The 13704-nt window shown below is 31.5% G+C and carries 15 protein-coding genes and 1 pseudogene; 4 read left to right on the top strand and 12 right to left on the bottom strand.

Annotation, left to right across the window (positions count from 1 at the left end):
* Positions 1 to 60 precede the first annotated feature (60 nt).
* Positions 61 to 855 carry a DUF4352 domain-containing protein gene (locus LQ617_RS07405; RefSeq protein WP_204170694.1) on the top strand — a complete coding sequence of 265 codons (795 nt, stop codon included), beginning with the start codon at positions 61 to 63 and terminating at the stop codon, positions 853 to 855.
* 69 nt (positions 856 to 924) lie between these two features.
* On the opposite strand, the gene LQ617_RS07400 is transcribed toward LQ617_RS07405, so the two are convergent.
* Positions 925 to 1107: a CsbD family protein gene (locus LQ617_RS07400; RefSeq protein WP_037588806.1), complete on the bottom strand. Its 183-nt coding sequence runs from the start codon at positions 1105 to 1107 to the stop codon at positions 925 to 927.
* Between the two features lie 87 nt (positions 1108 to 1194).
* Positions 1195 to 2157 carry a DMT family transporter gene (locus LQ617_RS07395; RefSeq protein WP_239740092.1) on the bottom strand — a complete coding sequence of 321 codons (963 nt, stop codon included), beginning with the start codon at positions 2155 to 2157 and terminating at the stop codon, positions 1195 to 1197.
* Positions 2158 to 2296: 139 nt separating this feature from the next.
* Between LQ617_RS07395 and LQ617_RS07390 the strand changes: the two genes are divergently transcribed.
* Complete coding sequence (locus LQ617_RS07390; protein ID WP_239740091.1) at positions 2297 to 2713, top strand: organic hydroperoxide resistance protein; 417 nt, start codon at positions 2297 to 2299, stop codon at positions 2711 to 2713.
* A 59-nt stretch (positions 2714 to 2772) separates the two neighbouring features.
* Here the strand turns inward: LQ617_RS07390 and LQ617_RS07385 are convergent, their stop codons facing one another.
* From LQ617_RS07385 to LQ617_RS07365, 5 genes are all read right to left on the bottom strand, one after another.
* Positions 2773 to 4173: an MFS transporter gene (locus tag LQ617_RS07385; RefSeq protein WP_037588804.1), complete on the bottom strand. Its 1401-nt coding sequence runs from the start codon at positions 4171 to 4173 to the stop codon at positions 2773 to 2775.
* Between the two features lie 196 nt (positions 4174 to 4369).
* Complete coding sequence (locus LQ617_RS07380; RefSeq protein WP_239740090.1) at positions 4370 to 5302, bottom strand: nucleoside hydrolase; 933 nt, start codon at positions 5300 to 5302, stop codon at positions 4370 to 4372.
* Positions 5303 to 5349: 47 nt separating this feature from the next.
* Positions 5350 to 6510: a DUF4352 domain-containing protein gene (locus LQ617_RS07375; protein ID WP_239740089.1), complete on the bottom strand. Its 1161-nt coding sequence runs from the start codon at positions 6508 to 6510 to the stop codon at positions 5350 to 5352.
* A 165-nt stretch (positions 6511 to 6675) separates the two neighbouring features.
* Positions 6676 to 7212, bottom strand: coding sequence for a hypothetical protein (locus LQ617_RS07370; protein WP_239740088.1), 537 nt, complete (start codon positions 7210 to 7212; stop codon positions 6676 to 6678).
* A gap of 74 nt (positions 7213 to 7286) precedes the next feature.
* Positions 7287 to 7976: an MBL fold metallo-hydrolase gene (locus tag LQ617_RS07365; protein WP_239740102.1), complete on the bottom strand. Its 690-nt coding sequence runs from the start codon at positions 7974 to 7976 to the stop codon at positions 7287 to 7289.
* A gap of 142 nt (positions 7977 to 8118) precedes the next feature.
* Here LQ617_RS07365 and LQ617_RS07360 point away from each other — a divergent pair, with 142 nt between their 5' ends.
* Positions 8119 to 8520: an NUDIX hydrolase gene (locus LQ617_RS07360; protein ID WP_025904352.1), complete on the top strand. Its 402-nt coding sequence runs from the start codon at positions 8119 to 8121 to the stop codon at positions 8518 to 8520.
* Here LQ617_RS07360 and LQ617_RS07355 read toward each other — a convergent pair.
* The 3 genes and pseudogenes from LQ617_RS07355 to LQ617_RS07345 form a co-directional block, all read right to left on the bottom strand.
* Positions 8517 to 9017, bottom strand: coding sequence for a GNAT family N-acetyltransferase (locus LQ617_RS07355; RefSeq protein ID WP_025904351.1), 501 nt, complete (start codon positions 9015 to 9017; stop codon positions 8517 to 8519). The genes LQ617_RS07360 and LQ617_RS07355 overlap by 4 nt on opposite strands.
* Positions 9018 to 9166: 149 nt before the next feature.
* The gene (locus LQ617_RS07350; protein WP_239740087.1) at positions 9167 to 10795 is read right to left on the bottom strand and encodes a peptide ABC transporter substrate-binding protein; all 1629 of its coding nucleotides are present in this window, start codon (positions 10793 to 10795) and stop codon (positions 9167 to 9169) included.
* A 240-nt stretch (positions 10796 to 11035) separates the two neighbouring features.
* Positions 11036 to 11187, bottom strand: a pseudogene (locus LQ617_RS07345) (ArsB/NhaD family transporter); the annotation flags it as partial.
* A 236-nt stretch (positions 11188 to 11423) separates the two neighbouring features.
* Here LQ617_RS07345 and LQ617_RS07340 point away from each other — a divergent pair.
* Positions 11424 to 12092 (top strand): HAD family hydrolase, encoded by a 669-nt coding sequence (locus LQ617_RS07340; RefSeq protein ID WP_198471393.1) that lies wholly within the window; start codon positions 11424 to 11426, stop codon positions 12090 to 12092.
* A gap of 558 nt (positions 12093 to 12650) precedes the next feature.
* On the opposite strand, the gene LQ617_RS07335 is transcribed toward LQ617_RS07340, so the two are convergent.
* Both LQ617_RS07335 and LQ617_RS07330 read right to left on the bottom strand, forming a co-directional pair.
* A complete protein-coding gene (locus tag LQ617_RS07335; protein WP_239740086.1) occupies positions 12651 to 13154 on the bottom strand; it encodes a GNAT family N-acetyltransferase in 504 nt (167 codons plus the stop codon).
* Between the two features lie 11 nt (positions 13155 to 13165).
* Positions 13166 to 13672 carry a GNAT family N-acetyltransferase gene (locus tag LQ617_RS07330; RefSeq protein WP_204170683.1) on the bottom strand — a complete coding sequence of 169 codons (507 nt, stop codon included), beginning with the start codon at positions 13670 to 13672 and terminating at the stop codon, positions 13166 to 13168.
* Between the last annotated feature and the right edge of the window lie 32 nt (positions 13673 to 13704).

Raw genomic sequence — 13704 nt, 5'->3', positions numbered from 1 at the left:
CGATTAAGTGGAAACAATAATTTTTTATTAAAATAAAGTAATGAATAAGGGGGAAATATTATGGCTAATTCTAATCAATCAGATCAGAATCCTTTTAATCAGAACACCTCAGAACAACAAAATAATCCATTTAACGAAACAAATGGTAACAATCAGCAACAACAATCGGGAGACGGCAATGGCTCTAGTATGAAACCTTGGTTATTCGGCTGTGGTGGATGTTTAGTTATATTCATTATTTTAGCTGTTATTTTAGGTGCATGCGCTGCTGGTCCAATTAAAGACCAAATCGATGAGTTCACAAACAAAACTGAAGATAATTCTACTGAAGAAAACTCAACAGAAGAAGAAACAACTGAGGAGTCTACTGAGGAAGAAACGACTGAAGAGTCTACTACTGAAGAATCTACAACTGAAGAAAAAACAGATGAAGATGATAATGATTCATCAATCATCGATAGACAAACATCAGTTGGTAACGGGATTAGTGCAATCGGTACAAAGATTACAGTTGAAAGAGCAGAATTTGTTACTCCACCATCTGACGGAAGTAAACCTTTAAAAGATAAAATATTAAAAGTTAACTACAAACTTGAAAATATTAATAACTCTAGCTTAATCGTTGGAGATGCTAACTTCGGTGTTACTGCTGATGGAAGCAGAGTTTCAAAATACTATGGTATGAATGACAAAAATGATGGATTCTCATTCAGTCTAAAACCTGGAGAATCTGATACTGGTTATGTATACTACGATGTTCCTGAAGCGGATCAATATGACGTACAATTACAATTACGTTCATCTGATAAACGTTACAAAATGAAATGGGAAATCGATAAAGACGATGTAAAGTAAATAAAAAGCCATTAGACAGTCATCGTGTCTAATGGCTTTTCTTATGCTTTAAATAAATTAGAAAATGTATTATTTCTTAAATTTATCGATAACTTCGTTCGCTTTATCTTTAACATTTTCTACTGCTTCTTTAGCTTTACCTGAAGCTTTATCTTTTTTACCTTCAGTTTCTAAGTCTTTGTTATCTGTTGCATTACCAACTGTTTCTTTAATGTTACCTTTTGCTTGTTCGAATTTGCTTTCGTCTGCCATTTTATATCACCCTTCATTAAACTTTAATTGAATGATTGACCATTCATGTATATTTTACCCTGTAAAAGGATTTTTAAACATCTCACTTCATGATTTTTTGAAAATTTTACCAATAGAAATATGATCGATAAAACTATATATACACATACCTATTATAATGAGTGCTACCCCTATCATACTTAAACCATTTGGTAACGGTAATCCTAGGAGAATCATTTCTCCAATAATGGCAAATACAACTTCTAATGACTGTGTTGCTTCAACGGCTGCTAATTGTTCTTGGTTATCTTTCACAATATTTGTAGCATAGAAAAATAGAATTGTTGCGATAATGCCTGAAAATAGTGCGACGATAAATGCTTGTACGACTTGACTAGAAGAAGGTAATCCTTCTTTAAGTACACCAACAATAAAAATGACTACCCAAATAGGTAATGTAACTAATGTCATACCAAATACACGTTCACTAGTTCCAAGCTCACCATTTACAACTTGCATCATTTTTCTATTTCCTAAAGGATAACTAAAGGCTGCAATTAAAATCGGTAAGAAACCTAATAAAAATAAATTCAATTTAATTTCATTTGCTTGAGGAATTTGGATAATGATAATACCGATAAACATAATGCTTGAAATCAATAATGAACGCCATGGAATTTTATGTCTAACGATTGTTTCTTTACCATTTATAACAACTGTTTCTACAAATAATGGCGCGAGAATCATACCGCAAATAATTGTTATTTGCCAAGTACCTGAAATCAACCACCCTGGGCTATACTCTGCTGAAAAAGTTATCGGTACATAAAATAATACAAACCCAACTGCACTCCATATGAACCAAGCCTTTTTCTCTTGTTGAATATGCTTTAAAACAAACTTTGTTCTACCTTTGATGAGTACAAACAAATATAAAAATGGCAGCATAAAAATAAAACGTAAAGAGGAACTAAAATACCAACTTCCACCATCATTAGCCATCATATGGTTAACGACAAATGTAACTGCAAAAAATAAAGCTGCCAAGACACCTATTAAGATTGCTTTCATGTTGTGACCTCTCTTATTTTGATATTGTATATTATTTCATATTTCCGACAATTTATATATGAAAATTTATAATTTATAAATGATTTAAAAAACAATATACGGGTAAATAGATACTATACTTTAAAGGAGGTATTTTTTTATGGCAACTCATTATGAAACAAAAGCTACAAACACAGGTGGACGTAAAGGTCATGTTTACACTGACGATAAAGCAATCGATGTAGATGTATTACCACCACAACAAGTAGATGGTAATGCCACTAATCCAGAACAACTTTTCGCAGCAGGTTACGCTTCATGCTTCAACGGTGCTTTTGATTTAATTTTAAAACAAAACAAAGTTCGTGATGCTGAACCAGAAGTTACGTTAACAGTTCGTTTAGTTGATGACGAAAATGCTGAAAGTCCTAAATTAGAAGTAGATATTGCCGCTAAAGTAAAAAACGTATCTCAAGAAGACGCAGAGAAATATTTAAAAGCAGCGCATGATTTCTGCCCTTACTCTAAAGCAACACGTGGAAATATTGACGTGAATTTAGAAGTAGAAGCTGTTTAATTAAATATAAGTTACACAAATAAAGACTGAGACAAAATTTTGTCTCAGCCTTTATTTTTTTATGATTTATTTGGTTCTTCGTGATTCCACCATAGCGCATCTTTCGGATTTTCATAAACTTCTTGTAAGTCTTCTTTATTATCAACATTAGGATATGATCCTCTTAAAGATTTATTAGACGTTGTCTTAAACATAAATAAGAAAATGACAAGTCCAACGACATTAATCAATGTTAAATAATAAGATGGTGCAATTTTTTGACCAGTTGTTTCGACTAAAGTTGTTAAAATAAATGGTGTTAAACCACCAAATATCGCTGCACCAATATTGTAAACAAGTGATAATGTTCTTAATCTCACTTTTGTATAGAAAATACTTGGTAATACAGATGGCATAACGCCTTCAAATGTAGACATAAACAGTGCAATGATAAATAGTCCTAAAATAACAATTGGTATTGAAGGAATACTCATTAACCAGAAGGCTAATACTGAGAATAAACTAAATCCTATTAATCCAAATAAAATGGTATTTTTATTCCCAACTTTATCACTGTACCAACCAAAGAAGAATACTGCTGGTATCATTGCTGCCATCGTTAACGTACTTAATATACTACTCATCGTACCACCTAAATCTAAAGTGCCATTTAAAAATGACGGCATATATGATAATACCATGTAATTAGCAACGTTTAAGAAAGCTACACCTGCGAAACAAACAATGATATCTCTCCAATATTTTCTGAAGATATCTTTATAAGAGTATTCAAGCTCTTCTTGCTCTTCAAGTGTTGTTTCATAAGCTGGACTTTCATCTAAATTATTTCTTAAATAGACACCTATAATACCAAGAGGTGCAGCTATAATGAATGGGATTCTCCAGCCCCAAGCTGCCATTTGATCATCACTCAATAGTGCATACATAATCCCTACTAAAGCAGCGGCTAAAATACTACCTGATAAAGTACCAATTTCAAGTCCACTACCGAGTCTGCCTCTCGTCTTATCTGGTGATATTTCTGCAATATAAGTCATTGCACCGGCATACTCACCACCAGTAGAGAATGATTGAATCATTCTAATAATTAATAATAAAATTGGTGCCCAAATACCGATTTGGTGTTGTGTCGGTAATAGTCCTAAAGCAAGTGTAGATAAAGCCATCATAATAATTGTAGTTGAAAGGACAACTTTACGACCATGTTTATCTCCTAAATGACTAAAGAATATACCACCAATCGGTCTTACTATAAATGCAAAAGCAAATACCGCAAATGTTGATGCAAGCTGAATTTCTTTTGGCATATTACCAAAGAAATTCATACTGATAATGACGGCTAGTTGAGCGTATAGACCGAAGTCAAACCACTCAATCGCATTACCAATACCTGTTGCAACGACCGTTTTTTTCGTTTTACTGGCGTCGACAACATTAACGTTCTTTCTTTTAAATTTCATAATTATAAACACTCCCCATTTTGTCTATATAATCATATAACCTAATAAAATGGTTTTAATCAGAAATTTCACTATTTTATGAGTTGAACAGTGTTGAGCCCTATCATTATGCAATTTAAAATTTTAATTTTTTCATAAAAAAACTTCATTCAGCTCGCTATTTTATCCTAACGACACTGAATGAAGTACTTATTTGTTATATCTTTTTAGCTAAATCTGTCATGTAATCAAAGAATCCATCTCTATCAACATCATTAATGATATTAATCATTCTACCTTCATCACTTTTGAATGTTCTACCTTGACTAGGTCCATCTGTAATGACAGATACTTTATGTGATTCTTTCTTAACGAGTTCAGGTTTACCAACATATGCCGTTGTTAATACATCCCATAAGAAATAAGTTGAATTTGTTACAAAATGCGTTAATGGTGGCACAAGCGCATAACATATACCTAAGAAATCAACACCTTCATATTGTCTTTCATTCGCCCAACGTTTACGTACATCTGGTGTTAAAGGTACTTTATTCGTGCTTTCTAATGCGACAATATCAATCGGTAATTGCGTACCAAAAACAGTCTTTACTGCTTCTGGATCCCAAAAAGCATTCCATTCAGCTGTACCATCATGTTCAGGTTCTTCAACATTACCTTTATTCAGCAATGTGCCACCCATCCATACAACTCTTTCAATACGACTTTCAATTCTTGGTTCAACTTTCAAACTTTTAGCTAAATCTGTTAACGGTCCCGTAAACAGCATCGTTACCTTTTCAGAACTATTAATTACCTTTTCAATGATATCTTCATATGCTTCTTTTTCAGAAATTGTAGAATTTACTTCAACATCTTCATTTAACATTGGCATCGCATCTACATAGAAGGCATGCATTCTCCAATCTTTAGGAAATGGATTTTTCCCTCTTTCTTTCGAAGCTGCAACATTTAATTTATGTGATGAAAATCGATTAATGATTTTACAAGAAGCGTTTGTTGCAGGTTCTACATAGCTATCTGCACCAATTGCACTTACACCAATCAAATTTACATCTTCCATTTGTAATAATAAAAATAATGAAATTAAATCATCTACGCCACCATCATGGTTGAAATATACTGTCGTCATTTGGTTACCTCTTTCTTATGTTACGCATAAATTGTTCATTTGATTAACTAACGTTCTTTTTGTTCATTTGAATTATTTTGAGATTGTCTTTGCTCTGTTGATCTTTCTTTTGCTTTTTGTGCTGCATCTTGAGCTGCACGATCTTTCTCTCTTTGTGCCTCTTGATCTCTTTGTTGTTGCTGTTGTTTTTCACGTTCAGCTGCTGCTTGTTCATCACGTTTTTTCTGCTCTGCTGCTGCTTTTTCGTCAGCTTCTTGTTGTTTTTGTTCAGCTTCTTCAGCTTTTTTATCCGCTTCTTCTTGACGTTTTTCTTCTTCCTCTTTAGCTGCCTTTTCTTCTTCAGCTTTCTTCTCTGCTGCTTCTTTATCTGCTTTTTCTTTAGCTTCTTTATCTGCTTCTTCTTGTTTACGTTTTTTCTCAGCTTCTGCTTTTTTCTTCTCTTCATCCGCGTTATTGTTAGGTTGTTGAACCGTTCTTTGTTCATAAGTTGGCGCTTCTTGAGTCGAATTGATTTCTTCAGTTGGATTCTCTTTAGGCGTATTATCTTTAATATCCTTATCATTTATACGCCAATTAGCATTATACGTTTTCTTAGAAGTTTCGTAATTCATTTTAACATCATATTTATCAGCGTCCGCTACATCATAGTATAAATAACTTGATTTGCTGTCATCTTTATCAAGTTGATGTTGGAATCCACCTTTATTATCTTTCATACCATTAAATTGCGGTTGTACCGCTCCACCAATAGTTAGTTGAAAATTAGAATTATCGATTAATTTTTTATCTTTTTCTAAATTTTTGAACTTATAAGTGACTTTAAGAATTTTGCCATTTTGTGAATAAGAATAACCGTCATCAGGATGAACAACTTCTGCTTTCGTAACGGTCACTTCTAGACCATCAACAATAATTTTATCACCTAGTTTGATATTTTTTAATTCTTTTTTAGGTGTGTCGGAAACATGTTTAACAGCTTTAGGCTTATCTTCCTTAAATAATTGTTTATATGAATATTCTTTATCGAATGACAGACTGACAAATATACATACAAAACTAATCACACCAATTACAAATAGTAAAATTGTGCTCACTAAATAGCTACTATACTGTTTTTCTTTAGCATATTTAACGACTGTAATAATCAAAGTCGTTATAAAGGCAATCGAAATAACAACCCATAATAACGCAAAAAGTAGACTACTCATTTTTTCTCTCCTCTACAAATGATTAATAATTTCATCATAGCATGAATTATTCAAAATAATAGTGCAAAATCAAATAATTATTAACTATAATTGACCTATTTATATATGGCTTCACTTAAAAAAACAGGTTAAAAAATAAATTCAAAACCTGTTGATGTAATACCTTTATTCTTCTAATTTTTCAAAAGTTATTTCATATAAATCTTTATCATCCATATTCACAAAATCATCGATGGATATTCTATATTCATTGGAAGATCGTTTTTTAGAAACTTGACCATCATACTTCAACTCAATTGTCATATTCGTTTCAAAATAGTGATTGTCGACTGTCTTCTTAAATTCATTAAAGACTTTTTGGTTAAGAGGAATTAAATAGAATTGATTATTAGGTAAAATATTAATACGTTTACATTGTATCACTTCATCGCCATTTAACTTTAAGACGACTTCAATATTTTTAGCAGAACCCCCGCCTAAATTTAATAGCTTAAAAGCTGTATTTAAATATTCATGATCAGACGAAGTTAAATTCATCACTTTAATACCACTTTGTTTCTTCTCCAATATAATCTGATCAAAAGATAAATAAGGTATAAATGATATTTTAATTTGGCGAATTTGAATCATGACGGATATAAAATATAGAATCGCCATAATAAAGGTCCCTATAGAACCAATCGCTTGAATAATATTAATCATGCGCTCACCTCACAATATAACCTTGTCCTAAATTATACCCATTTGTGTACGTGTAAATCATAGATTTATAATCTTCAAGCTTTCTCTAACAATCCTCCGTGGAAACAATAATATTTCTCAGCATTTAAATCTTTAATTTTCTTTAAGGAATTTTCTGCGTCTTCTAAATTCATACTATATTCAGGATTTGCTACGTTTAAAGTCTCTCCTTCTTTCACAGCAGCATCTCCAGTAATGACGCTATTGACTGATTGTATATATAATGAAATATGCCCTGACGTATGTCCTGGTGTCGCAATAACTTCCACTTCATTATTTAATATGAGCGCACCGTTTGTGACTTCTACATCAACATCGACATGTTCTAATTCCTGTAGCATATTAACAAATGCTTCACCATATGGTTTTTCATCTTCTGACATTTCATTTAACAAATCTTCAGCTTGAATCAATCTTTCTGATTTAGCATGTCCACCTATATATTTAGCTTCTACAAAGCTACTTATAATTTGTGTATTAGGATATTTATCTTTAAAAGCTTTTAACGCACCAATATGGTCATCATCATAATGTGTAATAATAATATTTTTAAAATTTTCTATATTGTAATTTAATCGTTTAATTTCTCGTTCAATTTTATCCATGAAACCTGGATAACCTGTATCAACGAGTGTCAATTCTTCATCTTGGATGATAAGTGTAGGATGTATTTCGTAGTTATCTCCTTCATAATCAAAATTTATATTTAACTGTTCTACTTTAATAGGCATAAAAGTTCTCCTTTATAAAATGACGTATATTTATATACATTTAAAGTAATTATATGACATTTTAGTCATTTAATCATAAAATATTATTTGTACGACTTTCGATTAAATAGAATCTAATTTTCACAGGAGGTTACTTATGGTTCCAAAACATATTGTTTCAGCTGCTTGTATTGTCTTAAATGACGAAGATAAAATATTACTTATTAAAGGTCCTAAACGTGGTTGGGAAATGCCTGGAGGTCAAGTTGAATTGGGTGAACCTTTATATGATGCGGCAATTCGCGAAGTTAAAGAAGAATCTGGTGCTGATATCGAAATTATAAGATTTTGTGGTATTTTCCAAAATACGAAAAGTTCTATCGTCAACACATTATTTTTAGCGCGTTATACAGGTGGTACGCTTCAAACGAGTGATGAGAGTTTAGAGGTAGGCTTTTTTACTTATGATGAAGTTATGAATATGGTTACTCGACAAACATTCAAAGAAAGGTTCGAGTACTGTTTAAATCGTACTGAACCTTTTGTTGTTTCATTTTAATATTCTTCTTTTAAAATGCTATAAATCAATGAATCTCTGTAGCCATCTTTAAGCTTTGTATCTTGTCTTAAGATGGCTTCATGTTTCATACCTAGCTTTTGTAGAACAATTTCAGATGCTGTATTACGAATATCTGTTGATGCCCAAATTCTATTAAGTTTCAATACTTTAAAACCATATTTAATAATCGTTCTACCAATATCAGTTGCGATACCGTTACCCCAATAATCAGGATGAATGATATAACCAAGTTCTCCGCTTTTATTTTTCGTATCACAAACTAATTGCACTGCGCCAATGACTTTATCATGTTCTGCATCTACTATGACGTTGTACATCCAATTTTCATCTCGATTTAATAACATCTCAACAAAAGCTTCTGTTTCTTCATATGTTTGTGGCTCCCAAGCTTGATACTGACTCACTTCAGGTAAAGCATTATATGCATGAATATCTTCTATATCTGATCGTTTCAAATCCCTAGTATAGTAATCCATTTAAAATCCTCCAATGATGATATGTAATTTAATGATTGGGAATATCTTATCATAATTTTCTAACTATACAAAACTATTCTTATAAGAATACTCAACTTTATAAAAAATAAAGTGCTAGGACATTGAATCATGCCCTAGCAATAAATAAATTATCTATCTAATTTTACATGTTTATACTCTTTCGTACCTACGTAATGAATGATACGCCCGTGAACTTCTTTTTTTGTTAATCTTGCTTTACCTTTTTGATAAAGCGGGATAACCATTGCATCATTCAATAACATTTCTTCTCCTCTAGCGAGTTCTTTCCATCTCTTGTCTGGATCTTGAAGTAATGAAGATTTACCTTCATTGATAATTTTGTCGTATTCAGGGTTATTATATCCCGTTTCACCTTTAGTTGTTTCACTATGGAATAAATCTAAAAATGTCATTGGATCTGGATAATCTGGTCCCCAACCTGTAATTGCTACATCATAATCACCTTTTTTAGTCAGTGCTATTTTCTGTTTGTTCGGTTGTTGTTTAATCGACATTGTTACACCAGGTAAATGTTTTTCAACTTGTTCTTTAAAATACTCTGCATCTTTTTTAGCATTATCTTGATCAAATGTTAAAAATTCTATATCTATTTTATCTTTACCTAATGCTTTTTTAGCTTTTTTCAATGAAGCTTGTGCTTTTTTAACATCATACGTATAAGGTGCATTGACTAACTTGTTATAATCTTCTTTTTTCTCATTCGTAAATACTTTTTCAGGTGTAAATGTATCTATCGGTTTTGATCCATCATTTAAATTATGTTCTACGTAAGATTTTTTATCGATTGCTTGTGCAAGTGCAGCACGTAAATCTTTATTTTGTAAGTCTTTATTCGTTTGCGTATTAATTTGAATATAATAAGTAGCAGATTCTAACTTCGTATCGAAGCCTTCTTTATCTTTGTTAGATTCTACGTTTTGAGAACTTAATTCTGTTGTATCCACTTTATCATTATTATATAAATTGAGTGCCGTTTGTTCGTCTTTAATGACTCTATAATTAATGCCTTTAAGTGAGACATGATCTTTATCCCAATAATGTTTGTTTTTCTTAAGCGAGTAATTATCTTCAACTTTCCAACTCTTCATTACAAACGGTCCACTATATAACGTCTTATCAACAGTCGTCCCATACTTACTGCCTTGTTTTTTAACAAATTTTTCATTCAATGGCATGAATGTTCCAAACGTTAATAATTCTTTATAGTAAGGTAACTCTTGATTGAGCGTTAACTGTAAAGTATGGTCATCAATTGCTTTTACACCTAATTCTTCAGGCTTTTTCTCACTTTTGTTAATCGCTTCAGCATTTTTAATATCATACATGATGTATGCATATTCTGATGCAGTCTTTGGATCTACAACCCTTCTCCATGAATAAACAAAATCATGTGCAGTAATTGGATCTCCATTAGACCATTTCGCGTCTTTTCTTAATTTAAATGTCCATGTCTTCCCATCATTTGATTTTTTAGGATCACCAGTTGCAATCGCTGGTTCTGCTTGATCATCTTTGTCTAAACGATATAATCCCTCTTGTGTCGCATTCATCACTTCAAAAGCACCAGCTTCAACAGCCAAACTAGAATCTAATGTCGTTAAATCAGACGGTACAATTAAACGCAGCGTATCCTTTGAATCACCACTCGCACCATCACTATCCCCACCACTACTACAACCAGCTAAAAACAACGCTAAAACTAATACATAAATCCCCACTTTATAAATATTTTTCATCAAATCAATCCCCTTTGCTTGTTTGATAATGTTTAATTGCGTTTATTTTATCATAATATTTTGAATATTCAATTGATTATGTTCGATTAATTTAATATAGCAACAATAACGAACTGTTATGTAGTTTGTAGAAGCCTAGTAGATGAAAATAAGCGTCTGGGATAGAAATGTTTTAGAAATTAAAAATACATCAGTAGAATGAAATATTGTTTAATTTGAGTTAGGAACTATACCCAAATGCTATTTTAAGATTAACAATGTTATATACAAACCTACTAATGTAATGAATAATACAGGTATCGTTATGATAAAACCTATTTTAAAGTTTGTTTACCAAGGTATTTTAACCTCTTTTGTGACAATACATGTAGCCACAATAATGTTGCTAATGAACAGTTAACATTTACAAATAACACATGCTGGATATTGTCTGATAAAATATTATTTGAAATAGTAATAACGATTATACTTTAAGTTTAAATATAACTAGAAACATACCAATTGAGGATACATCAATATTCCATGGTGCACCTTTGAGCACTTTTTCGAATGCAGAACAGGTAATTTTCTAGCAAGTTATATTGTTATTAATCAGAAGGATATCAATTTAATTCGAGGAGATGTGATTATGGAATTTGAAGCAATAATTTTTGATTTAGACGATACATTAATTGATAGAAATCATGCAGTGACTGAATTATTCAAACTATTCTATAGTAAATACTATTTAAATAACAATTTATACGACGTAGATACAATGATGAAGGACTTTATAAATCTAGATAAGGAGTATTATGGGAAAGATGAAAAGGATAAAATATTTAAAAATTTCATTTTAAAATACCCCTTAAATCAAGCAATAAATTTAGAAAATATATCACATTTTTGGAACAATAACTTCCCACAATGCTTTAAGCCTGATAAAAAAGTAATACAACTACTTGATATTTTATCAAGATCATATAAGATCGCTTTAATTACAAATGGTACTTCAAGGCGCCAACGACAAAAATTAGTAAATTCTAATCTAGAAAAATATTTTGAAGTAGTTATCATATCTGATGAAGTAAGTGTCAGTAAACCAAATGTTGAAATATTTCAAAAAGCATTAAATAAATTAAAATTACCTCCAGAAAAATGTCTTTATGTTGGTGATCATTTAATAAATGATATTCTAGGAAGTCAGCAAGCAGGATTAAAGTCATGTTGGTACAACCCAAACGATATTAAAAATAAAACTGATGTAATACCAGATTTAATCATTAATAATTTGCAAGAATTGTATTTTAATAAATAAGATTTTTGTATCACTTACTACAAGCTCACTTTAAATACTTTTAGAATTTCACAGTTTCTAAACTAGCTATACTTTTATAACGTAAATACACTTGTGATATAAAGATGAATCTAGAAAAGAGAACGATTAGTTCAAAGTTACTTAATCTCTCTAATATAATTCAACATTTCAAATAAAAAGCGAACAAAATAAGAATTATGTCTCAGCCTCATATTACAAATTTCGGGTCGATATTTTTATTTATCGACCTGGTAATCCCGTTTTCGGGTCGATATTTTTATTTACCGGCCTGCAAATCTCGTTTTCGGGTCGATATTTTTATTTATCGGTCCGTATTTTCTGTTTCTGGACCGGTATTTTATTTTATCGGTCCATATTTCCCATTTCTGGACCGGTAATTATTTTTATCGGTCCATATTTCTCATTTCTGGACCGGTAATTATTTTTATCGGTCCATATTTCTCGTTTCTGGACCGGTAATTTATTTTATCGGTCCATATTTCTCATTTCTGGACCGGTAATTATTTTTATCGGTCCATATTTCTCGATCCAGTCTCTTCACTCTATTTCATATCTCATCATGTCTTCATCATGATAATCTTTTCCATCTAATATTGCATTAGGTTCAGTAGCATATTTGTCAAAGCCGACTTTATTATAAAATTCTACTGCGCGTTGATTATTAGAAAGGACACTTAAATCAATGTATTTTAAATCTGTTAACTTCGATGCTTCAATAATCAATTTATCGACTACTTTCTCAGCAATACCTGTACCTCGATAATCAGGATGACAATACATCGCCACTAAATTTCCTTTATGATGCATCTTCTTAACCGCTTCTCTATAAAAAGTAGCTACACAAACTAGGTTATCATCTTCAAAGCCACCCATTGTAAATTTTGTATCACTACATTCTAATCGCTGTTCAAATTTACTCATCGGATAGTTTATTTCAATATCATATAAAGACGCAAACGCAGATGGATCTGTCTGCAAACTTAGTAACCTAAGACTCCTAAATGCATTTACATCATTTTTATTTAGTAACCTTACTTCCATCCCACCACTCCTTATTCACTAAAGTAATACACATTGCCTTCTCCGTCGTAATCATCTAGTTCTGGATTATGTTTAAATCCTAATTTTTCTGCTGTCTTTATTGAAGGTGTGTTTTCTTTTTTAGTTAATGCTACGATTTTATATTCGTTATTTGTTAATTCTTTGACGTGCTCGATTATTTTTCTACTTGCTTCTGATACGAGTCCTTGTTGTGTTTCTGCAGCTTCTATTCGATAGTAAATATTCAAATATGTTTGTCCTAATATTTCTTTATACTGCAACCCACATACGCCAAACGGGAGATAGTGGTCTTTTTTAATCAAGACGTAATATCCAAATCCATGGTCTTCATAATGTTTAATCCATTGATCTAATGTTTCTCTAAAAGCTTCTATTGTTGTTGCTGGACCTGCTGGGTTGTATTTTTGATTTGCAGGATCATGATGGACTTCAAATAATTTTTCAAGATATGTATATGCTGGGGGTACGAGCTTGATTCTTTCCGTTTCTAATATCATTGTAATGACTCCTTTTTAGTTACAATTTATTT

Source organism: Mammaliicoccus sp. P-M59 (assembly GCF_022386135.1).
Taxonomy (GTDB): Bacteria; Bacillota; Bacilli; order Staphylococcales; family Staphylococcaceae; genus Mammaliicoccus; species Mammaliicoccus sciuri_A.
This window is presented reverse-complemented; position numbering and strand designations above follow the sequence as displayed.